Annotated in this window: 21 protein-coding genes; 16 read left to right on the top strand and 5 right to left on the bottom strand. The window is 66.4% G+C overall.

What is annotated here, in order from left to right:
• Positions 1-28 precede the first annotated feature (28 nt).
• Together VK92_RS03140 and cydX are read right to left on the bottom strand one after the other, a co-directional pair.
• On the bottom strand, positions 29-646 hold the full coding sequence (locus VK92_RS03140) for an AAA family ATPase (protein ID WP_021160925.1): 618 nt from the start codon (positions 644-646) through the stop codon (positions 29-31).
• The gene (gene cydX, locus VK92_RS39170; protein ID WP_048022786.1) at positions 643-789 is read right to left on the bottom strand and encodes a cytochrome bd-I oxidase subunit CydX; all 147 of its coding nucleotides are present in this window, start codon (positions 787-789) and stop codon (positions 643-645) included. Before cydX ends, VK92_RS03140 begins: the two co-directional genes overlap by 4 nt.
• Positions 790-944: 155 nt before the next feature.
• Here cydX and corA point away from each other — a divergent pair, with 155 nt between their 5' ends.
• Positions 945-1,922, top strand: coding sequence for a magnesium/cobalt transporter CorA (gene corA, locus VK92_RS03130; protein WP_048022784.1), 978 nt, complete (start codon positions 945-947; stop codon positions 1,920-1,922).
• A 13-nt stretch (positions 1,923-1,935) separates the two neighbouring features.
• Here the strand turns inward: corA and VK92_RS03125 are convergent, their stop codons facing one another.
• Together VK92_RS03125 and VK92_RS03120 are read right to left on the bottom strand one after the other, a co-directional pair.
• Complete coding sequence (locus VK92_RS03125; RefSeq protein ID WP_021160928.1) at positions 1,936-2,223, bottom strand: YciI-like protein; 288 nt, start codon at positions 2,221-2,223, stop codon at positions 1,936-1,938.
• Positions 2,224-2,544: 321 nt separating this feature from the next.
• Positions 2,545-3,033, bottom strand: coding sequence for an adenosine-specific kinase (locus VK92_RS03120; RefSeq protein WP_122982927.1), 489 nt, complete (start codon positions 3,031-3,033; stop codon positions 2,545-2,547).
• Between the two features lie 138 nt (positions 3,034-3,171).
• On the opposite strand from VK92_RS03120, the gene VK92_RS03115 reads away from it, so the two are divergent.
• On the top strand, positions 3,172-4,170 hold the full coding sequence (locus tag VK92_RS03115) for a cysteine synthase A (RefSeq protein WP_048022783.1): 999 nt from the start codon (positions 3,172-3,174) through the stop codon (positions 4,168-4,170).
• 100 nt (positions 4,171-4,270) lie between these two features.
• Positions 4,271-4,756 carry an aminoacyl-tRNA deacylase gene (locus tag VK92_RS03110; protein WP_027787328.1) on the top strand — a complete coding sequence of 162 codons (486 nt, stop codon included), beginning with the start codon at positions 4,271-4,273 and terminating at the stop codon, positions 4,754-4,756.
• A 595-nt stretch (positions 4,757-5,351) separates the two neighbouring features.
• Here VK92_RS03110 and VK92_RS41480 read toward each other — a convergent pair.
• Positions 5,352-5,594, bottom strand: coding sequence for a hypothetical protein (locus VK92_RS41480; protein WP_124467399.1), 243 nt, complete (start codon positions 5,592-5,594; stop codon positions 5,352-5,354).
• Here VK92_RS41480 and VK92_RS03105 point away from each other — a divergent pair.
• From VK92_RS03105 to VK92_RS03045, 13 genes are all read left to right on the top strand, one after another.
• On the top strand, positions 5,593-6,291 hold the full coding sequence (locus VK92_RS03105) for an energy transducer TonB (protein ID WP_048022908.1): 699 nt from the start codon (positions 5,593-5,595) through the stop codon (positions 6,289-6,291). The two genes, VK92_RS41480 and VK92_RS03105, sit on opposite strands and share 2 nt — an antisense overlap.
• An 86-nt stretch (positions 6,292-6,377) precedes the next feature.
• The gene (locus VK92_RS03100) at positions 6,378-7,295 is read left to right on the top strand and encodes a MotA/TolQ/ExbB proton channel family protein (RefSeq protein ID WP_048022781.1); all 918 of its coding nucleotides are present in this window, start codon (positions 6,378-6,380) and stop codon (positions 7,293-7,295) included.
• Between the two features lie 20 nt (positions 7,296-7,315).
• Entirely contained in the window at positions 7,316-7,738 is a 423-nt protein-coding gene (locus VK92_RS03095) for an ExbD/TolR family protein (RefSeq protein ID WP_021160935.1), read from the top strand.
• 273 nt (positions 7,739-8,011) lie between these two features.
• Positions 8,012-8,443, top strand: coding sequence for an ExbD/TolR family protein (locus tag VK92_RS03090; protein ID WP_048022780.1), 432 nt, complete (start codon positions 8,012-8,014; stop codon positions 8,441-8,443).
• Between the two features lie 16 nt (positions 8,444-8,459).
• Entirely contained in the window at positions 8,460-9,650 is a 1,191-nt protein-coding gene (locus tag VK92_RS03085) for a tetratricopeptide repeat protein (RefSeq protein WP_048022778.1), read from the top strand.
• Between the two features lie 316 nt (positions 9,651-9,966).
• On the top strand, positions 9,967-10,542 hold the full coding sequence (locus VK92_RS03080; protein WP_048022776.1) for a helix-turn-helix domain-containing protein: 576 nt from the start codon (positions 9,967-9,969) through the stop codon (positions 10,540-10,542).
• A 316-nt stretch (positions 10,543-10,858) separates the two neighbouring features.
• Positions 10,859-13,651 carry a TonB-dependent receptor gene (locus tag VK92_RS03075; RefSeq protein ID WP_048022775.1) on the top strand — a complete coding sequence of 931 codons (2,793 nt, stop codon included), beginning with the start codon at positions 10,859-10,861 and terminating at the stop codon, positions 13,649-13,651.
• Positions 13,652-13,958: 307 nt separating this feature from the next.
• The gene (locus VK92_RS03070) at positions 13,959-15,812 is read left to right on the top strand and encodes an extracellular solute-binding protein (protein ID WP_048022774.1); all 1,854 of its coding nucleotides are present in this window, start codon (positions 13,959-13,961) and stop codon (positions 15,810-15,812) included.
• 12 nt (positions 15,813-15,824) lie between these two features.
• Positions 15,825-16,877, top strand: coding sequence for a microcin C ABC transporter permease YejB (locus tag VK92_RS03065; RefSeq protein WP_027787337.1), 1,053 nt, complete (start codon positions 15,825-15,827; stop codon positions 16,875-16,877).
• Positions 16,831-17,943 (top strand): ABC transporter permease, encoded by a 1,113-nt coding sequence (locus tag VK92_RS03060; protein ID WP_048022773.1) that lies wholly within the window; start codon positions 16,831-16,833, stop codon positions 17,941-17,943. The genes VK92_RS03065 and VK92_RS03060 overlap by 47 nt, the downstream gene beginning before the upstream one ends.
• A complete protein-coding gene (locus tag VK92_RS03055; protein WP_048022772.1) occupies positions 17,943-19,592 on the top strand; it encodes an ABC transporter ATP-binding protein in 1,650 nt (549 codons plus the stop codon). Before VK92_RS03060 ends, VK92_RS03055 begins: the two co-directional genes overlap by 1 nt.
• Positions 19,585-21,036, top strand: a complete 1,452-nt coding sequence (locus tag VK92_RS03050; protein WP_048022770.1) for a TldD/PmbA family protein — start codon at positions 19,585-19,587, stop codon at positions 21,034-21,036. Before VK92_RS03055 ends, VK92_RS03050 begins: the two co-directional genes overlap by 8 nt.
• Positions 21,036-22,397, top strand: a complete 1,362-nt coding sequence (locus VK92_RS03045) for a TldD/PmbA family protein (protein ID WP_048022768.1) — start codon at positions 21,036-21,038, stop codon at positions 22,395-22,397. Before VK92_RS03050 ends, VK92_RS03045 begins: the two co-directional genes overlap by 1 nt.
• Positions 22,398-22,418: the final 21 nt, after the last annotated feature.

Here is a 22,418-nt window from a genome sequence, read left to right as displayed (position 1 = left end):
TTTTTGCGGGAACGAAAAGGAGGGGCGATCAGGCCGGCAGCGGCGGGACGATCGTCGCCGCGGGCGGGGGCGGCGCGATGCGGTACAGCAGCGTATCGATGTCGGCGTCGGACGGCGCGGTGTTGTCGAACATCACGATGCCGTCGCATTCGTGGCCGGTCGGCACGAAGCGGCGCTGCCGGTATTCGTCCCAGTGCGCGAGCTTGTAGGCATCGTTCGGGTTGCCGCGTGCGACGATCCGCTGGTGCGCGACGTCTTCCGACGTGTAGACCCAGACGACCGTCAGCGTGACGTCGGGGGCGATGCCGAGCCATGCGCGGTCGAGAATGCGGCGATCGCGCACTTCGCGCGACAGCGGGCCGACGACGAGCGCGCCGATGCCCAGCGCGAGGTTTTCACGGGCCGTGTCGAGCAGGCCCTGGTATTCGGGATCGCGCAGGTGCTTCAGGTAGAGCGGGCTGTCGCGGTCGTTCGGATCCTCGGTGAGCGCACCCATCGCGGCCGAGCTGTAGCGGCCGTACAGCGTGTCCTTGTCGAGCAGGCAGAAGGCCTCGCCGGTCGCGCGCATCAGCGGCCCGATGAGCCGCTTCGCGAGCGTGGTCTTGCCGGTGCCGGCGTGACCGCAGAAGAACACCAGGTGCGTCACGAAACCTTGCCTCCCGGCCGCGGGCTCGGCGTACCGTTGCGCTTGTCGCCGCGCGAGAACACTTCCGCCTCCAGCCACATCGCGTTGATGATGCCGAAGCCGAGCGCCACGCCGATGCCGAGTATCCACGAGAAATACCACATGGGTCTGTCTCCTTGACGGTTGGGCCGCAGTGTCCTGGTGCGCGTGCTGCGGCGCACGCAGCCCGATCATGACCAATATCGTCGTGCCGCGCAAGCCGGGCCGCCCGCGCAGCAAACCGGTAAACTGATGCGCAAACCGCAACATCAGAGGCACCATGCTGATCAACTGTGCTGCATACCAGGACGGCCGCAAGCTGGCCGACATCGATATCGACGCCATCAGCGACTACGTGTCGAAGCCCGAATGCTTCGTGTGGGTCGCGCTGAAGGATCCGACGCCCGAGGAAATCGACCTGATGGGCGAGGAGTTCGGGCTGCACGAGCTCGCCCTCGAGGATGCCCGCAAGGGGCACCAGCGGCCGAAGATCGAGGAGTACGGCGATTCGCTGTTCGCGGTGCTGCATACGGTCGAGCTCGATGACGACGGCGAATTCAAGGTGGGCGAGCTGAACGTGTTCGTCGGCCCGAACTACGTGCTGTCGATCCGCAACCACACCGAGCAGGACTTCCGCGACGTGCGCAAGCGCTGCGAGCACGAGCCGCATCTGCTGCGGGAAGGCTCGGCGTTCGTGTTCTACGCGCTGATGGACCAGGTCGTCGACCGCTATTTCCCGATCCTCGAAACGCTCGGCACCGAGCTCGAGGAACTCGAGGATCGGATCTTCGCGAAGGCGACGCCCGCGTCGTCGCGCGCGATCATCGAGGATCTCTATTCGCTGAAGCGTCGGCTCGTGATGCTGTACCAGCACACGGCGCCGCTGATCGAGCCGCTCGCGAAACTCACCGGCGGACGCGTGCCGCAGGTCTGCAGCGGGATGGCGGCTTATTTCCGCGACGTGTACGACCATCTGCAGCGGATCGTGAAGACGATCGAAGGGCGCCGCGAGATGGTCGTCACGGCGATCCAGGTCAACCTCGGGATGATCTCGCTGGCCGAGAACGAAGTGACGAAGCGGCTCGGTTCGTTCGCCGCGCTGTTCGCGATACCGACGATGATCGCCGGCATCTACGGGATGAACTTCGCGAACATGCCCGAACTGCACCTGAAATACGGTTTCTACGGCTGCATCGCGGTGATGGTCGTCGCCGACTTCGCGCTGTGGTGGCGATTCAAGCGGGCAGGGTGGCTGTAGTCCCGCGTCGCGCCTAGCGCGGCGCGTGCTTGCCGATCACGACGCGCCACGGACGCACACGCCACGATTTCACGAGGCCGTTCTGCACATACGGATCGGCGCGCGCGAACGACTCGGCCGCCTCCGGCGAATCGCCCTCGAACACGAGCACGGCCTGGTCGGCCGGATCCGACAGCGCGCCGGCGAGCACGAGTTCGCCGCGCTCGGTCGCGGCCTGTGCAAGCGCGAGATGTTCGGCGCGGAACGGTTCGCGCCGCGACAGGTAATCGTCGACGAGTTCGTAGATCAGCTGGTAATGCATGCGTGGCTCCGGGAAGGGGACGGCGGCGCGGTCGTCGTGTCGGCACGGCTGCCGGTCAGTCTGTTGCGGCCAGTATAGGACAGCCGGATGGCCGGCGCGTCGCCACCGGGAGCGTAGTCCCGTTCCCTGAATTGCAACTAACGGTCAGCCAACTCAGCGACCGGAAGTCCCGACCGCCGTCGCGCCTTTGATCCAACCGCTTTTTCTTCTTGTTTCGCAGGGCCGGGAGACGCGGTTCTCATCGCCGACGCGGTCACGTCTGCAGGGCAGGCCCTTGCGGAAGCTCGATGTATGCGCCGCGGCCGCTCCGGCGGCCCGCACCTACGCCTTGTATCCGATCGTGCGCAGCAGATCCTTGCGCCATCGCACGTCGTCGTCGTTCTCGACGCCGAGCGGCGGAAAGCCGTCGACGACACCGGCGATCCCGCGTCCCTGCGCGGTTTCCGCGACGATCACGTCGGTCGGGTTCGCGGTCGCGCAGTAGATCCGGCAGACCTCCGGCACGGCCTTGATCGCATTGAGCACGTTGACCGGATAGAAACCGTCGCCGAGGAACACGATGAACGCGTGACCGGCGCCGATCGCAAGGGCGTTGCGGCACGCGAGTTCGACGAGTTCCGCATCGGTGCCGGAGCGGCGCACGAGACGTTTGCCCGATGCCTCGCAGAATGCGAGCCCGAAACGAATGCCCGGCACGGTGCCGACCAGCGTCTCGTGGATGTCCTCGACGGACTTGATGAAATGCGACTGGCCGAGGATGAAATTCACGGCCTCGGGTTTGTCGACGGTGACGGTTTCGAATTGCAGCATGGCGGACCTCGTCTGGCGATGCGGCGCGCGCGCCGCAATGGGCTCTCCAAGCTTAGTACGCGGCGGCTGGCGTCGAAAGCGACGCGTCCTATCCTTGGTTGTGTAGGGCGCGCGAGCGCGAATGCAACGGAGGGCAACATGGACGTGCGACACGGCTTCGTCGACTGCGTGGGACGCACGCCGTTGATCCGGCTGGCGAAGCTCAGCGCGGAAACGGGCTGCGAAATCCTGGGCAAGGCGGAATTCATGAACCCGGGCGGTTCGGTGAAGGACCGCGCGGCGCTCTACATCATCCGCGACGCCGAGCAGCGCGGCGCGCTGAAGCCGGGCGGCACCGTCGTCGAGGGCACGGCGGGCAACACGGGCATCGGTCTTGCGCACATCTGCGCGGCGCGCGGTTATCGCTGCGTGATCGTGATTCCCGACACGCAATCGCCGGACAAGATGGCGATCCTGCGCACGCTCGGCGCCGACGTGCGCCCGGTGCCGGCGGCGCCGTATCGCGACCCGAACAACTATCAGAAGATTGCCGGGCGGCTCGCGGACGAACTCGACAACGCGGTATGGGCCAACCAGTTCGACAACGTCGTCAACCGGCAGGCGCACTACGAGACGACCGGACCGGAAATCTGGCGCGATACGGCGGGCACGGTCGATGCGTTCGTCTGCGCAACCGGCACGGGCGGCACGCTGGCGGGCGTGAGCCGCTACCTGAAGGAGCAGGATCCGGAGGTCCGGATCGTGCTAGCCGATCCGCACGGCAGCGGGCTCTACGGTTACGTGAAAACGGGCGACCTCGGTGCCGAAGGCAGTTCGATCACCGAAGGCATCGGCTCGACGCGGGTCACCGCGAATCTGGCCGGTGCACCGATCGACGACGCCGTGAGGATCGATGATTCGCAGTGCGTGACGATGGTCTACCGGCTGCTGCGCGAAGAAGGGCTGTACGTCGGCGGATCGAGCGGAATCAACGTCGCGGCGGCGGTCTGGCTGGCCCGCAGGATGGGCCCGGGGCATACGATCGTGACTTTGCTGTGCGATCGCGGCGACGTCTATCGTGCTCGGCTCTTCAACCGCGAATGGTTGCGCGAAAAAGGGTTGGAACCGGGGTTGGAACCGGAACGGGAGCCCGAATGAGCAGGGGGTGAGGCGGCGTTTCCATTGGCTCGAATGCGACCTATGCTGAACAAATCCGGAGCGAACGCCGTTCGCCCGATTCGCCCAGACGAGGTGTGCCATGCCAGTATCAGCCACCCTGCAGGATTGCCTGCGCCAGAAGTCGTCGCGGTACGAAGTGGTGTACCACCCCTATAGCCATACGAGCATGGAGACGGCTGCCGCCGCGCATATCCCCGGCGATCGCCTCGCGAAAACCGTGCTCCTCGAAGACGACGAAGGCTACGTCGCAGCCGTATTGCCGACCACGCATGCCGTGCGCCTGTCGGATCTCTGGGTGAAGACGGGACGCCATCTCGTGCTCGCCCGCGAGGTCGAACTGCGCGAACTGTTCAAGGATTGCGACATGGGTGCGCTGCCGCCGGTCTGCATGGCGTACGGCATGAAGACGTTTCTCGAGGAACGTCTTGCACAGCAGCCGGAAGTCTATTTCGAGGCCGGTGACCACGAAGCGCTGATCCACATGATGCAGGATGAATTCCTGACGCTGATGGAGACGGCCGAGCGTGCGCATTTCTCGCACAAGATGCAGGGCATGCAGTCCTGACGCGTGCGGTGAACGGGCAATTGTCGGTGCGTGTGTGACAGGGGTGCAGGTCCTGCCAGTGGGGAGGTCGCAGGATAGTTAATTCGATATGCGAAGTGTTGGGTGATGTGTTTTAGTCCGACGTCCAATCCTGAATTTATGTCGCATTCCAGATTAACTATTTTGGTCACCTCGGGTACGGCATCGCTGGTACGCCCTCCTTGAGGAAACGATCTTGACCAGTTCGAGGCGGTCGACCGGCATGCCCGTCGACATGCGGGCGATGACGAGGCGGGGGATGCATCCTCGAGATTATTGTTCGAATGCCCTTTTTTGGTGCGGTGCAGGAGATATGCCGATATTTATGTTGAAGCGGATCAATATCCGTTTTTGCATATACCCATACAATTCAATTACCAATTGAATAATAAAAGTTGTATTTGTGCTTACCGGAATATTATTTGAATATCCCCTCCAAACTTTGTATTCGGGTATCAAATAAAGTTTGACGGCAAAATTTTTTCCTTGCTATCTTCTGCACCCAAGTGAACGGCGCCAATGACATCACCGTGTAACGAACGGCGAATCGTCATACGAAACACGCGGTGCCGCCCGCTCAGCTGACAATTGCCTGAACGTGCAGGCGCGTGGTTTTCCGGTGCAAACACCGGGCCGCGCCGGCCGGAACGATTCCTTGAAAAAGAATGTATTGGAATTCGAATGCAATTCTTTCAATTCGGATTGCAAATTGAATTTGAAATGAAATGTTCGGGTGGATGCGGTGGCGATGCCGACCTGGTTTCGCCGCCGGCAGCAATCCGAAACTGGGCGAATCGCTTGGGGGATGGATGGTGGGCATGAAAGTCGAAGAAGGTCTGGTTACGTCGAACAGCGGACTGGCTACGCTGGGCCGTCCGCGAGAATTCGGCAAGAAGCAACAGAATCCGGTACGCCGGTTCGGCGGCATCGGAATCGTCCTGGTGCTGCATGCAGTGCTGATCTACGCGCTGCTCAACGGCCTGGCGACGAAAGTCGTGCAGGTGATCCAGCACCCGATCGAAACCCGCATCATCGAGCCGGTCAAGCCGCCGCCGCCGCCGCCGATGCCCGTGGTCAAGCTCCCGCCGCCAAAGTTCGCGCCGCCGCCGCCGCCGTTCGTCCCGCCGCCGGAAGTGCCGGTGCAGGCGCCGCCGCAGGCGACGATCACGCACCAGTCGGCCCCGGTACCCTCCACGCCGGCCGTGCAGGCACCGGTCGTGGCGCCCCCGGCGCCGGCCAAGCCCGTCAGCCATGACGTGGGTGTCGTCTGCCCGAATTCGGATGCGCTGCGCGCGTCGATCCAGTATCCGAAGGAAGCGCAGGAAAACAACATCACGGGTGACGTGACGATCGAATTCGTCGTGGATGCGGAAGGGAACATCACGAACGAGCGCGTGGCGCAGTCGGCCGATCCGGTCCTCGATCGCGCTGCATACAACACCGTAAAACGATTCAAGTGCGTCGCGCAGGGCCAGTCGGTGCGGGTCCAGGTGCCGTTCTCGTTCAATCTGAATTGATGCAGTGGGCGGCCCGGCGCGAACCGGGCCGGGAAAAACCATCACGAACTGACGTATTAAGTTCACCGAAATAACTGGAGTGGGGTATGACGAAGCGTTCACTGGCCGCGTTGGCGGCAAGCATCCTGATGTCCGTCGTCGCAGTCGACGGGTTCGTTGCGCCGCAGCTCGCCCATGCGCAGGCAAGCGGCGCGGCCGGCACGGCGGCACAGGCGGCGGCGCCGTCTGCCGCACCGGCCACGGCTCCGGCCGCCGCCGAACCGGCTCCGCCGCCCGCGCCGGCCACGACGGAAGCGGTCGAGAACCCGTACGGGCTCGGCGCGTTGTGGAAAAACGGCGACTTCGTCGCCCGTTTCGTGCTGATCCTGCTGGTGATCATGTCGATGGGGAGCTGGTACATCATGATCACGAAGTTCCTGGAGCAGTTGCGCGCCAATCGCCGCGCGAAACTGGCAGATGCGCAGCTCTGGTCCGCACCGTCGCTGGCCGAGGGCGCCAGGCTCCTCGACGAGGCGTCGCCGTTCCGGTTCATCGCCGAAACGGCGATCGAGGCCGGCGAGCACCATGAAGATGCGCTGCTGGAAGCCGTGGACCGCAACACGTGGATCGACGTGTCGGTCGAGCGCTCGATCACGAACGTGTCGAACCGGATGCAGGACGGGCTCGCATTCCTGGCCACGGTGGGCTCCACGGCGCCGTTCGTCGGGCTGTTCGGCACGGTCTGGGGGATTTATCACGCGCTGACCGCGATCGGTATCGCCGGCCAGGCGTCGATCGACAAGGTCGCGGGCCCGGTGGGCGAGGCGCTCATCATGACCGCGATCGGCCTCGCCGTCGCGGTGCCCGCGGTGCTCGGCTACAACTTCCTGGTCCGGCGCAACAAGTCGGTGATGGAGCGGGTTCGCAACTTCGGCGCGCAACTGCATACGGTGCTGCTGGCCGGCAATCGGCGCCCGGTACGCGCGGCGTCCTCGTCGCCGGCCGCGGCGTCGCTTGCGAACTGACCGCCTGACGGAGACGCGCGATGGCCATGAACGTCGGGCAGGACGACAGCGACGAGGTGATCGCCAACATCAACACGACGCCGCTCGTCGACGTGATGCTGGTGTTGCTGATCATCTTCCTGATCACGATTCCGGTCGTGACGCACACGATCCAGCTTCAGTTGCCGAAGGAGACGGTGCAACCGCTGCAGACGACGCCGAAGAGCATCGAGATCGCGGTGAACCGCGATGGCGACTTCTTCTGGGGCGAACAGCTGGTGGATGCGCAGACACTGCTCGCGAAGCTGAAGGACGTATCGCAGCAGCAGCCGCAGCCGAGCGTCCACGTGCGGGGCGACCAGAACACGCGTTACGAGTTCATCGGTCGGGTGGTCACGATGTGCGAGCGCGCGGGGATCGCGAAGCTGTCGTTCATCACGGAGCCGCCGGCGCGCGGCGGCTAGCCGTGGGCGGGACCTTGGTGAGAGGGCAGGCTGGCGGCTGGAGGTGATGCACTGACGCCGGTGGGTCTTGGGGCATGGGGGCGGCGTAGGTGCTGAAGCATTAATGCTGATCGACCGCGAAGCATGGGGTCGGCGTAAGTGCTGAAGCACCAACGCTGATCGACCGCGAAGCATGGGGTCGGCGTAAGTGCTGAAGCACCAACGCTGATCGACCGCGAAGCATGGGATCAGCGTAAGTGCTGAAGCACTAACGCTGATCGACAGGAGTCGACGATGGGAATGAATGTGCCTTCGGGCGGAAGCAATGCCGAACCGGAAGTGATGGTCGATATCAACACCACGCCGCTGATCGACGTGATGCTGGTGTTGCTGATCATGCTGATCATCACGATCCCGATTCAGATGCATTCGGTGAAGATGGACCTGCCGGTGGGTAACCCGCCGCCGCCGGCCACGCCGCCGGAAATCGTGCAGATCGACATCGACTTCGACGGCACGACGACGTGGAACGGCGCACCGGTGCCGGACCGCACGGCGCTCGAGGCGAAACTGACCCAGGTGGCGGCGGAACCCGTGCAGGCGGAAATCCACCTGCGCCCCAACAAGCTGGTGCCGTACAAGGACGTGGCCGCCGTGCTCGCGTCCGCGCAACGCGTGGGCGCGACCAAGATCGGCCTGATCGGCAACGAACAGTTCATGCAATGACGCCACGGACGAGCCGATGAACCAGCGACGATGGAAACGGATGATGGTGGTGGCGGCGCTCGGCGCGGCAGGCTTGCTCGGACGCCCGGCATTGCCGGCGGACGCGCTGCGGCCGGACGTGGCCAAACCGTTGGCGGCCGCACAGGACCTGTACCGGGCGCACAAGTATCGCGATGCACTGGGCAAGATCGCCCAGGCGGCGGCCGTGCCGAACCGCACGCCGTACGAAACTTACATGGTGGAGGAGATGCGCGGCGCGGCCGCGATGGCGGCCGGCGACCCGGGCACGGCCGCGCAGGCCTACGAGGCCGTGCTGAACTCGGGACGGCTGTCGGGCGAGGACGAGCAGCGGACCACGGCGGCGCTGGCCGGCATCTACTTCCAGCAGAAGAACTACCCGCTGGCGATCCGGATCGCGCAGCGCTACCTGAAGGCCGGCGGATCCGATCCGGAAATGCGCACGCTGCTCACGCAGTCGTACTACCTGTCAAACGATTGCACACCGCTCGTGAGCCAGTTGAAGGCGAGCACCGACGCGCAGGCGAACGGCGGACACGCGCCGGATGAAGGGCAGTTGCAGATGCTTGCGAGCTGTGCGCAGAAAGTGAAGGACGGCAACGCATATCGCGGTGCGCTCGGGCTGCTGGTGGCTTACCACCCGAGCCCCGCGTACTGGGACGAAATGGTCACGGCGATTCGCGGCAACCCGGGGTATCTGCCGTCGCTCGATCTCGACATCTACCGGTTGCGCCGGGCCACGGGCTCGCTCGCGACAGCCAACGCGTACATGGAGATGACGCAGCTCGCGCTGGTGGCAGGGTTGCCCGCCGAAGGCAAGCAGGTGATCGACCAGGGGTTCGCGTCCGGCGTACTCGGCAAGGACGCGCAGGCGGATCGCGAGAAACGGCTGCAGGCGCTCGCGGCAAAGCGCGCGCAGTCGGGCGGGGACGCCGCGACACCGGCTGCGCCGATCGACGCGGGCATGAACCTCGTCTTCGCAGGCAAGGCGCAGCAGGGGCTGCCGATGATGGAGCAGGCGATCGCGAAGGGCGGCCTCGAGCATCCGGACGCGGCGCGACTGCGGCTCGGCGAGGCGTATTACGTGGCCGGTCAGAAGGCGCGGGCGGTCCAGGTGCTGCGCACCGTCAAGGGCACCGACGGTTCCGCCGACCTCGCACGGCTCTGGACGGCGGTGGCATCCCGCTAACGCAACGCACGGGCACGGCGGCTCGCAGCGCGGGAGCGGGCGTGGTCGGTGAGCGGAAATCGGTGCGCCGCTGCAATGGCACCGACGCATGAAGGGCAGGTCAGCCGAGGGAAAAGGGGCAGCCTTGTTGATTAGTAAACCGAATGAAATGTGCCGGATCGGCGCGACTGCGCGATGCGGGTGCCGTGCCGCACCACGCGCGGCTTGCGCGCCGCGACAGCGTGCAGCCGGGTATCGCGCCGGGCCGGTTGCATCACGGCATCGGTCGAGGCTTGACGACATCAAACCGATTTCGACTGCGAGGGACCGTCTTCCCATGGTTGTGCCCCCTGATGAGTCGGTGCTCGCCGCCGTGTCGCTAGGCAACAAGATCCGGGCGCTGCGCCAGCGCCTGAAACTCACGCTCGACGAAACGTCGACGATCGCCGGCATTTCGAAGCCGTTCCTGTCGCAGGTCGAGCGTGGGCGGGCGACGCCGTCGATCACGTCGCTGGTCCGGATCGCAAAGGCGCTGGGCGTGACGATGCAGTACTTCATCGACACGCCGACGGAGGCACGCTCGGTATGCCGCGGCGATGCGCTGCAGTATTTCCAGTTCACGAACTCGGCCAGCCGGTTCGCCAGGCTGACGAATCTGGTGGACGGCCGCAAGCTCGACGCGATCCTCGTCAGGATGCCGGCGGGGCAGTTGTCGTCCGAGATGACGACGCACGCGGGCGAGGAATTCGTCTACGTGTTGCGCGGGCAGGTGGCGCTGACGCTCGAGGATTGCACGTTCACGCTGAACGAGGGCGATACCGCGCATTACGAGTCGACGATGCCGCATGCGTGGCGCAACACGGCCGACGAAGAGGCGGTCATCGTCTGGGTCGGCACGCCCAGGCTGTTCTAGCAAGGACGGCCGGCGCGGCGGGCCGTCAGGAAGGAGAGGTACCCGATCGGCAGCGGATGCCGGTCGGATCGGCAGGAAGCAGGCAATGCGCTCAATGTAGGTGTTTAGTATGGCGAATCAAAATAGAAAACGACGGTGATGCTGAATGGCGCGGGTGCCCCGAAGCCGAGCCGTTCGAGTCGTGGCGGTAGAAAGCGTGGCATTCGAAGGCGTGGCAATCGCGGGTTCCGGTACACGGGCACCCAGGACGCGCAAGGAATTCACAAGGTTCCGGCGCGCAGCAGGTGGGGTCTTACTACGAGCGAGAGGGAACAAGATGAAGCAGAGAGTTTTGGCGTTGGCCATCAAGAGGATAGTCTGGGCGGAACTCGCGTTGACGGCCGCACTGGCGCCGCCGGCGTTCGCCCAGAGCCAGCCGGCGCCGGGCGCCGTCGCGATCGCGGATGCGGTCGCGAGCGGCGCGCCCGTGACCGTTGCACAGGCAGGCGGCACGGCGGGCAGCGCCGCTGCACCGGACGCTGCGGCGCCCGATGCGGCACCCGGTGCAGCGGCCGAGGCGACGCCTGCCGCACCCGCCGCGGACGGGCAGGGCAAGGTCGCGCAGATCAAGCGGTTCGAAGTGACGGGCTCGCTGATCCGGCAAGCCGACAAGACGGGCTTCCAGCAGGTGCAGACGATCACGCCGAAGGAAATCCAGGCCAGCGGCGCGGTGACCGTCGCCGACTTCCTGCGCGATGCGGCAGCCAACTCGGCGAACAGCTGGGGCGAAGGGCAGTCGGGCAACTTCGCGGCGGGCGCGGCCGGCATTGCACTGCGCGGCCTCTCGGAGAAGTACACGCTCGTGTTGGTCGACGGCCAGCGCGTCGCGCCGTATGCATTCTTCTCGAACAGCGTCGATTCGTTCTTCGACCTCAACACGATCCCGCTCAACGACATCGAGCGGATCGAAATCGTGAAGACGGGTGCCGTGTCGCAGTACGGCTCGGACGCGATCGGCGGTGTCGTCAACATCATCACGAAACACAATTTCCGCGGGCTGCAGCTCGACGGCAGCCTCGGCAGCGCGATCAACGCCGGCAACGGCGACGGCACGATGAAGTTCGGCGTGCTCGGCGGCTTCGGCGACCTGAACGCCGACCGTTTCAACGTGACGGCCGCGCTCAGCTACTACAAGTCGAACGGCTTCACGCTGGCCGACCGTGATTCCACGCGCAACCAGGACTTCACGGGCAAGCCGGGCGGCTTCTCGCTGCTCGCGCCGTCCTATTGGAACATGCCCGACGGCAGTGCGCAGGCGCTGAACGGCGGCTGCCCGTTCGGCGGTTCGGTTCATCCGGCCGCGCCGAATTCGCTGTCGGCCGGGTTGCCGGGCACCATCTGCGGGTACAACACGGCGGAAAGCACGTCGATCCTGCCGATGACCGAGCGCCTGAACGCGAAGCTCCACGGAGACTTCAAGATCGACGACAAGACGACCGCGTTCGCCGACTTTATGGAGAGCTACAACACGACCACGACCAACGACGGCCTGTGGAACAACGTGATCGGCAACTCGCAGAACCCGGCGCTCGTCTGGAATCCGCAGACGAAGCTGCTGTCGCCGTTCAACTTCACGGTACCGGTCAGCAACCCGTACAACACGACCGGCGCGGCCACGCCGCTCACCTATGCGTTTCCGAACACGGTCGCGCAAAAGACCTGGGCCAACTACTGGCGGGCGGCCGCCGGCATCAAGGGGTCGTTCACGCTGCCGTACGGCGACTGGGACTGGGCGACGTCGGTCAGCCATTCGCAGAGCACGGTGTCGAACGTGTTCACGAACCAGCTGAACGTGAATGCGCTGAACAACATCTACCAGAACGGCACGCTGAATTTCGCGAATCCGGCCGCGACGCCGAACGCGTTCAACGGCCTCTATCAGGAGGCGAACAACCTCGGCATCTCGAAGCTCGACACGATCGATGCGACGCTGTCGACGCCGAACCTGTTCCATCTGCCGGCCGGCGACGTCGGCATCGGCTTCGGCGCGCAGTTCACGCACCAGAGCGAAACGCTGACGCCGGGCTCCGAATACCTGAGCGGCGCCGTCATCACACCGGACCTCGAGACGGTGGATGGCCAGCGCAACGTCGCGGCCATCTATTACCAGATCAACATACCGATCATCGAGAACCTGACGTTCAGCCAGGCAGGCCGCTACGATCACTACACCGACGTGGGCGGCGCCTTCTCGCCGCGCTTCGCGTTGCGGTACCAGCCGATCAAGGCGCTCACGTTGTATACGTCGTACAACCGCGGCTTCCGCGCGCCGACCTTCGTCGAGGACAGCAAGTCGCAGACGCTCGGCATCCAGGTCGACCCGGCCACCGGCCAGAACTACACGTCGATCACCGTCGGCAACCCGAACCTCGCGCCGGAACGCACGCGTAACCTCAATATCGGCTTCCAGGTCTCGCCGAGCCGTTACACCGACCTCGGCTTCGACTGGTACAAGATCCGCATCGACAACGTGATCGGCCAGGGCAAGCCGTCGCAGGTCGTGACCGACCCGACGACCGGCCAGTTGCTGTACAAGGTGATTCCGTACCAGAACCTCGGCTACCTCGACACGAACGGCTTTGAAGGCACGTTCCGCCAGGGCCTGCCGCTGAAGGGCTGGGGCACGATTACGCTGTCGGGCGACTGGGCTTACGTCAACAGCTACAAGATCGGCTTCCCCGGCGCCGCGCCGGTCAACGGCGCGGGCAACAACTTCACGATCACGCAGCCGTTCGGCGGCAGCTTCCCGCGCTGGCGCGGCAACACGACGCTGGACTGGAACTACCGGAAGTTCGATGCGGCGCTGACGTGGCAGTTCACGGGCCCGTACGCGCAGAACCTGATGCCCGAGCCGAACAAGGTCGGTTCGTACAGCCAGTTCAACCTGATGGTGACGTACACGGGCTTCAAGAACTGGACGATCTACGGCGGCATCGACAACCTCTTCAACCGCACGCCGCCGTACGACCCGATCTTCGCGAACGGCACGCTGAGCCAGAGCGGGTACGACACGTCGGTGTACTCGTACATCGGCCGGTTCGCGCAGGTCGGCGCGACGTACAAGTTCTGATGGCGACCGCGATGCACTGACAGGTTTGGGACAGGCCGCTCCACGTCCACTACCCCCTTTTCGGGGCGGCCTTTTTTCACCTGGCGCCACGACGGCCCGCAACCGGGGCGCGCGGCGGTGCAGTTCATCCGATCGGGACCAGCATGAACCATCCGCGGGACGCGGCCGTACGCGGCGTCCGGCACGGGCATCGATTGCGCGCAGGCTTCACACCCGCACGCTTCCGGACAGACTGACCATGAGACTGTTGAATGGGCGACGGGCACGCGCGCCGCGCCACTCGCACCTGACGCGCACGTACGGGCGGATGCGCACCGCCGCGCGCGCCGCGCTGCTCGCGTGCGCCGTGTGGTTCGTGTCGGGCAGCGTCATGCCGCAGGCCGCGCTCGCCGTGCCGGCGATCTCGCAATACGACCATCCGAAGTATCCGCCGGGCTTCACGCATTTCGACTACGCGAATCCGGATGCGCCGGACAGCGGCACGCTCGATTTCGAAAACTACGACGAAGCGCAAAGCTACGACTCGCTGAACCCGTTTCTCGTGCGCGGCTCGCCCGCACCGGACATCAAGAACCTGATGTTCGACACGCTGATGCAGCGCAGCTGGGACGAGCTCGCATCCGAATACGCGCTGATCGCCGACGATGTCGAGGTCGCGCCCGACGGGCTGTCGGCGACGTTCCATATCGATCCCGCCGCGCGCTTCTCGAACGGCGACCCGATCACCGCGGCCGACGTCAGGTATTCGTTCGATACGCTGACGAGCCCGCAGGCCTCGCCGCTGTACAACGCGCAGTTCTCGATCATCAGGCGTGCGGTGGTCGTCGACGGCCACACGGTGCGCTTCGAGTTCAAGCACGCGGAGCGCGACGCCGCGCTGATCGCGGGCGACCTGCCGGTGTTCTCGCCGAAGTGGGGCATGCGTGCGGACGGCACGCGGCCGCCGTTCGACCAGATCGCGACGGTGCCGCCGATCGCGAGCGGCCCGTACCTGATCGAGCAGCGCAAGAACGACAAGCAGATCGTCTATGTGCGCAACCCGCACTACTGGGCGGCGAACCTGCCGTCGCGACGCGGCATGTTCCGCTTCGCGCACGTGTCGTTCAAGTTGTACCTGGATCAATACACGGCGCTCGAAGCGTTCAAGGCCGGCGACATCGACGCGCGCATGGAATACAGCGCGACGCAGTGGGCGCGCAAGTACGTCGGCAAGAACTTCCGCAACGGCATGCTGACGCGCGGCGAGTTTCCCGACGGCCCCGCGCAGATGCAGGGCTTCCTGATGAACATGCGCAAGCCGATGTTCCAGGACGTGCGGGTGCGGCACGCGCTCGCGCTGGCGTTCGACTTCGACTGGATGAGCCGGATGATGTTCTACGGGCAGTATCGCCGTACCAACAGCTTCTGGGAGGCGAGCCCGTTCGCGGCAACCGGCATGCCGAGCGAGAAGGAGCGCGCGTTGCTCGAACCGTTCCGCTCGACGCTGCCCCCGGAGGTGTTCGGCCCGATGGTCCGGCAGCCGTCGACGCTGCCGCCCGGCTCGTTGCGCGAGAACCTGAAGCAGGCGCGCGACCTGCTCGCGCAGGCCGGCTGGTTTTACCGCGACGGCGCGCTGCGCGACGCGAACGGCACGCCGATGACGATCGAGATCATCGACGACCAGCCCGGCATGGACCGCCTGATCCTGCCGTACACGCAGGCGCTCGCGATGCTCGGCATCCACGCGTACCTGCGCGAGATCGACAGCGCGGTCTACCTGAAGCGGCTCGACAACTTCGAGTACGACATGACGACGTACATCTACCTGCCGGTGACGATCCCGGGTGCGGAGCTGACGCGCCGCTTCGGCAGCGCGGCCGCGTCGCAGCCGGGCTCCGAGAACTATCCGGGCGTGAAGTCGAAGGCGGTCGACGCGCTGATCCGCGCGGCGCTCGCCGCCGACACGCTCGACGATCTCGAGACGGCCACGCACGCGCTCGACCGCGTGCTGATCAACCTGTATGTGCTGATTCCGCAGTACTACCTGCCGAATGCGCGGATCGCGTATAAGGCGACGCTCGGCCACCCGGCGATCGTGCCGGACTCCTATCAGTATGAAGACTGGATCATCGACTACTGGTACGTGAAGCATCCGGCGGCGAAAGCCGCGCCGGCAGCCTGACGGGGAACGACGATGCTGGCATACATACTCAGGCGGTTGCTGCTGATGGTCCCGACGCTGATCGGGGTGGTGACGATCACGTTCGCGGTCACGCAGTTCGTGCCGGGCGGCCCGGTCGAACAGGTGCTCGCGCAGCTGCGCCACGGCAGTGCGCGCGGCGGGGAGGCGGGCGGCGGAGGCGGCGGCTACCACGGCAGCCAGGGCGTCGACCCGCAGCAGATCGAACAGATCCGCAAGCAGTTCGGCTTCGACAGGCCGCCGCTCGAACGCTACGTGCTGATGCTGAAGAGTTATGCGACGTTCGACCTCGGCCAGTCCTATTTCGCGCATCGCAGCGTGTGGGCGGTCATTCGCTCGAAGCTGCCGGTGTCGATCACGCTCGGGATGTGGACGGTGATCCTCACGTACCTGGTGTCGGTACCGCTCGGCATCGCGAAGGCGGTGCGCAACGGGTCGCGGTTCGATACCGTGACGAGCGTGCTGGTGCTGGCCGGCTACGCGGTGCCGGGCTTCGTGCTCGGCGTGCTGCTGCTGATGCTGTTCGGCGGCGGCACGTTCTGGCAGGTGTTCCCGATGCGCGGGCTCACGTCCGACAACTTCGACGACCTGACGCTGATCGGAAAGGCGCTCGACTATCTGTGGCACATCGTGATGCCGGTGACGGCGTCGGTCGTCGGCAACTTCGCGATCGTCACGATCCTCACCAAGAACACGTTCCTCGAGGAGATCGGCCGGCAATACGTGCTGACCGCCCGCGCGAAGGGCGCGCCCGAGCGCGATGTGCTGTGGAAGCACGTGCTGCGCAACGCGGCGATCCCGCTGCTCACCGGGCTGCCGGCCGCGTTCGTCGGCGCCTTCCTGAACGGCAACCTGCTGATCGAGACGCTGTTCTCGCTCGACGGCATGGGGCAACTGTCCTACGACTCGGTGATCCGCCGCGACTATCCGGTCGTGCTCGGCTCGCTGTTCCTGTTCACGCTGATCGGCCTGCTGACCAAACTCATCGCGGATATCTGCTATGTCCTCGTCGACCCCCGTATCCAGTTCAACCGCCTGGACCACTGACCGGGCATGCGCCGCGTGCGCGGCCTCGCCGTCGCCGTGGCGGCGCACGTGGTTGCGTTTTCGCGCACAGCCGCTCGGCTACTGGAGCCTCGTGATCTTCACGGTGCTGTTCGTGCTCAGCCTGGGCGCGAACCTGCTGTCGAACGACCGGCCGCTGATCGTGCGCTACGATGGGCACTATTACTTCCCGATCGTGAAGGACTATCCGGAGACCGCGTTCGGCGGCGATTTTCCCGCGATGACGAACTATCTCGACCCGTACATCCGCACGAAACTCGAGTCGCACGGCAATTTCGCGCTTTATCCGCCGAACCGATATCGCTACGACACGATCGACTATTTCGCGTCGCGCCCGTATCCGGCGCCGCCGTCGGCCAGCAACTGGCTCGGCACCGACCAGTTCGGGCGCGACGTGCTCGCGCGGCTGCTGTACGGGTTCCGGCTGTCGGTGCTGATGGCGTTCGCGCTGACGGTATCGGGCGTGCTGGTCGGCGTGCTGACCGGCGCGCTGCAAGGCTTCTACGGCGGCCGTGCCGACTTGGTCGGCCAGCGCCTGATCGAGATCTGGAGCGCGCTGCCCGACCTGTACCTGCTGATCATCTTCGCGTCGATCTTCACGCCGTCGCTGTGGCTGCTGTTCGTGCTGCTGTCGATGTTCGGCTGGCTCGTGCTGTCCGACTACGTGCGCGCCGAATTCCTGCGCAACCGCGCGCTCGACTACGTGAAAGCGGCACGCACGATGGGGCTCACGAACGCGCAGATCATCTGGCGCCACGTGTTGCCGAACAGCCTGACGCCCGTGATCACGTTCCTGCCGTTCCGGATGAGCGCGGCGATCCTGTCGCTGACGAGCCTCGACTTCCTGGGGCTCGGCGTGCCGCCGCCGACGCCGAGCCTCGGCGAACTGCTGCAGGAGGGGAAGAACAACCTGGATGCGTGGTGGATCTCGATCGCGGCGTTCGCGGCGCTGGTGGTGACGCTGCTGCTGCTTACCTTCATGGGCGATGCGCTGCGCAACGCGCTCGACACGCGCACACGCGGCTCGGCATTCGGCGGAGGGCGATGATGACGAGACCGTTGCTGCAGATCGACGGGTTTTCCGCGCATTTCGGCGCAAACGCGGCCGTCCAGGACCTGAACCTGTCGATCGGCCGCGGCGAGCGCGTGGCGCTCGTCGGCGAGTCGGGGTCGGGCAAGAGCGTGACCGCGCTGTCGATCCTGCGGCTCGCGCAGCAGGCGACGCTGTCGGGGCGGATGCTGTTCGACGGCGAGGATCTGCTCGCGAAGACCGAGCAGCAGATGCGCGGGATCCGCGGCGCCGATATCGCGATGGTGTTCCAGGAGCCGATGACGGCGCTCAATCCGCTGTATACGATCGGCAAGCAGATCGCCGAGAGCCTGCGGCTGCACGAGGGGCTGCGCCCGGGTGAAGCGCGCGAGCGCGGGATCGCGCTGCTGCGCCGCACCGGGATTCCCGAGCCGGAGCGGCGTATCGACAGTTTTCCGCACCAGCTGTCGGGCGGGCAGCGGCAACGCGCGATGATCGCGATGGCGCTGGCGTGCCGGCCGCGGCTGCTGCTCGCGGACGAGCCGACCACCGCGCTCGACGTGACGGTGCGCCAGCAGATCGTCGAGCTGCTGATCGAGCTGCAGGAGCGGGAGGCCGCCGAGCGCGGGATGGCCGTGCTGCTGATCACGCACGACCTGAACCTCGTGCGGCGCTTCGCGCAGCGTGTGGCCGTGATGGAGAAGGGCGTGCTGGTGGAGACCGGCACGACCGCCGGGCTGTTCGCGGCGCCGCAGCATCCGTACACGCGCAGGCTGCTCGACAGCGCGCCGCAACGGGCGGTCGAGCCGGTCGCCGCCGGCGCGCAGACGATCCTCGACGTGCGGCAACTCGCCGTCGACTACCGCATCGCGGCAAAGGGCTGGCGCTCGGTGCTCGGCAAGACGACGTTCCGCGCCGTGCACGACGTGCAGTTGAGCCTGAAGCGCGGCGAAACGCTCGGGATCGTCGGCGAGTCGGGTTCGGGGAAATCGACGCTCGCGTCGGCGGTGCTCGGCCTGCAGCGGCCGGCGTCGGGCGGGATCGAGATCGACGGCATGCCGCTCGCGTCGCTGCGCACGACGCAGGGCCGGCGCACGCTGTACGGACGCATGCAGGTGGTGTTCCAGGATCCGTTCGGCTCGCTGTCGCCGCGCATGACGGTCGAGCAGATCGTCGGCGAAGGGCTGGGCGTGCACCGGCCGCAGGTGACCGGCGACGCGCGGCGGGCGCGGATCGCCGCGCTGCTGCAGGAGGTCGGGCTGCCGGCCGAGGCGATGCTGCGTTATCCGCACGAGTTTTCCGGCGGGCAGCGGCAGCGGATCGCGATCGCGCGGGCGCTGGCGGTGGAGCCGGAACTGCTGGTGCTCGACGAGCCGACCAGCGCGCTCGACGTGTCGATCCAGAAGCAGGTGCTGAATCTGCTGACGAATCTGCAAAAGAAGTACAAACTCAGCTACCTGTTCATCACGCACGATCTGGCGGTGATGCGCGCGATGGCCCACCGGGTCATCGTGATGAAGGCGGGGCGCGTGGTCGAGGAGGGCGAGACGCTCGACGTGCTGCACGCGCCATCCCATCCGTATACACGGGCGCTGCTCGCGTCGTCCATGCCGACGCCGACGCCGGCGCGCGGCCCGGAGCAGAGGCAAGAGAGAACCGATGATTGACGAGAACCGGGCGCCGGGCGCCCGAGCCGTACAGGCGGCGCAGACGTTGCGCAGCGACGCCGATTTCTGGTCGCTGCGTATCGTCGACGAGACGATCGACGAACATGCGGTGCGCAACGACGTCGCGCAGCCGTTCTCGCGCACGCGCGAGCGCGGCGCGATGCTGATGGCGCGGGCCGGCACGGGCGCGGGTTATGCGGCGACGCCCGACCTGTCCCCGGCCGGGCTGCAGGCGGCGCTCGACATCGCGACCGCGCGGGCACGGGCCAGCGCGCCGTGGGCGCTGGTCGATCATCGCCAGGCCGAGCGCCCGCAGACGAGCGGCACGTATGCGTCGCCCGATGTCGACGCGGCGCTGCCGTCGCGCGCGGAATGGATCGAGCGTCTCGCGCACGAATGCGCGGCGGCGAACCTCGGCGCGCGCATCGTCGAGCGCGCGGCGAGCGTGATGATCGTCGATACAGAGCAGTGTTACCTGACGAGCGACGGCGTCCGGATCGACCAGCGGTTCCGCTTCCTGATGCCCGAGCTGCACGCCGTCGCCCACGGCGACGGCGACACGCAGACGCGCTCGCTCGGTCAATCGGGCACGCTGGCGCAGGGCGGCATCGACGTGCTGGCGCGCTACGGCTTCGACGGCGCCGGCGCGCGCGTCGCCGACGAGGCGCTGCAGCTGCTCGCCGCGCCGAACTGCCCGACCGGCCGGCGCGACCTGTTGCTGATGCCCGACCAGATGATGCTGCAGATCCACGAATCGATCGGCCATCCGCTCGAACTCGACCGGATTCTCGGCGACGAGCGCAACTTCGCCGGATCGAGCTTCGTCAGGCCGGAGATGGTCGGCCACTACCAGTACGGCTCGCCGCTGCTGAACGTCACGTTCGATCCCGAGCCGGCCGCCGAAGCCGCGTCCTACGCATTCGACGACGACGGCACGCCGGCGCGCAAGCAGTACCTGATCCGCAACGGCGTGCTCGAACGGCTGCTTGGCGGGGCGCTGTCGCAGCAGCGTGCGGGCCTGCCGGGTGTCGCCAATTCACGCGCGTCGAGCTGGAACCGCGCGCCGATCGACCGGATGGCGAACCTGAACGTCGAACCCGGCGACCAGTCGCTCGATGCGCTGGTCGCGGGCACCGAGCACGGGATCCTGATGCGCACCAACACGTCCTGGTCGATCGACGACCACCGCAACAAATTCCAGTTCGGTTGCGAATTCGGGCAACTGATCGAGAACGGCCGGCTCACGCAGGTCGTCAAGCGCCCGAACTACCGCGGCATCTCCGCGCAGTTCTGGCGCAGCCTGCGCGCGGTCGGCGACGCGGGCACGTTCGGCATCTACGGCACGCCTTATTGCGGGAAGGGCGAGCCCGCGCAGATCATCCGGGTCGGCCACGCCGCGCCGGCCTGCGTGTTCGCCGATGTCGACGTATTCGGAGGCGCGTGATGACGGGATTCGATCCGATGGCACGCCGCGCCGGCATCGACTGGCATGCGCATTTCACCCGGCTCGCCGACGAGGCGCAACGGCTGAAGGCGCCGGCCGAAACCGTCCTGCTCGGTTTCTCGAGCGAAACGTCCGACTTCGTCCGCTTCAACGGCGGCAGGATTCGCCAGACCGGGCGCGTCACGCAGGGGCGATTGTCCGTGCGGCTCGTCGACGGGGCGCGGCAAGCGCACTCGGCGCTGACCGTCTGCGGCGATCCGGCGGCCGACCTGCCCGAACTGGCCGCCGCGCTGGCCGTGCTGCGCGACGGCCTGCGCGATGCGCCGGACGATCCGCATCTGCTGTTCGATACCTCGTCGTGGCTGCAGGAAACCCACCGCACCGGGCGCCTGCCGGATGCGGACGGGCTCGCGCGCGTCGTGGCCGAATGCGCGCGCGGTCTCGATTTCGTCGGCTTCTACGCGGGCGGCACGCTGGCGCGCGGCTTCGCGTCGTCGACCGGCAGCCGCGGCTGGTACGAGGTCGAGAACTTCAACTTCAGCTGGTCGCTGTACGACCCGAGCGGACGGGCGATCAAGACCGCCTACGCAGGCGACGACTGGAGCGATGCGGCGTTCGCCGCCCGCGTCGAGGCGGCCGCCGCGCGGCTGCCCGTGCTCGGCCGCACGCCGAAGGCGCTTGCGCCCGGACGCTATCGCGCGTATTTCGCGCCGGACGCCGTTCACGAGATGACGAGCCTGCTCGGCTGGAGCGGCTTTTCGGCGCGTGCGCTGGCGAGCGCCCGCAGCCCGCTGCATCGCCTGTACGCCGGCGAGGTCGCGCTCGATCCGCGCGTGTCGATCACCGAGGATTTCTCGCTGGGCATCGCGCCGGCGTTCAACGCGGACGGCTACCGGCGCGACAGCGTGCCGCTCGTCGTCGGCGGGCGGGGGGAAGGGCAGCTCGTGAGCGCACGCACCGCGCGCGAGCACGGGCGTGTGCCGAACGGGGCGGACAACGGCGAATCGCCGCAGTCGCTGACGATCGCGGGCGGCACGCTCGCGGATGCCGACGTGCTGGCCGCGCTCGACACGGGGCTCTACGTCGGCAACCTCTGGTACCTGAACTTCTCGGACCCGATCGCCTGCCGGATGACGGGGATGACGCGCTTCGCGACGTTCTGGGTCGAAGGCGGGCGCATCGTCGCGCCGGTCGACGCGATGCGGTTCGACGACAGTTTCTACCGGCTGTTCGGATCGGAGCTCGAGCAGCTCGGCGCGACGCCCGCGCTGCTCGCGAACGACGACACGTACGGCGAGCGCGCCACCGGAGGCGCGCAGCTGCCGGGGCTGCTCGCGCGCGCGTTCGAACTCACGCTGTAGCGCGGCTGCCGGTACTCGCCG

The organism is Burkholderia sp. LK4, assembly GCF_001043615.1.
Classification (GTDB): domain Bacteria; phylum Pseudomonadota; class Gammaproteobacteria; order Burkholderiales; family Burkholderiaceae; genus Burkholderia; species Burkholderia cepacia.
The sequence above is the reverse complement of the archived record's forward strand: the minus strand, read 5'-3'. Positions and strand labels throughout refer to the sequence as shown.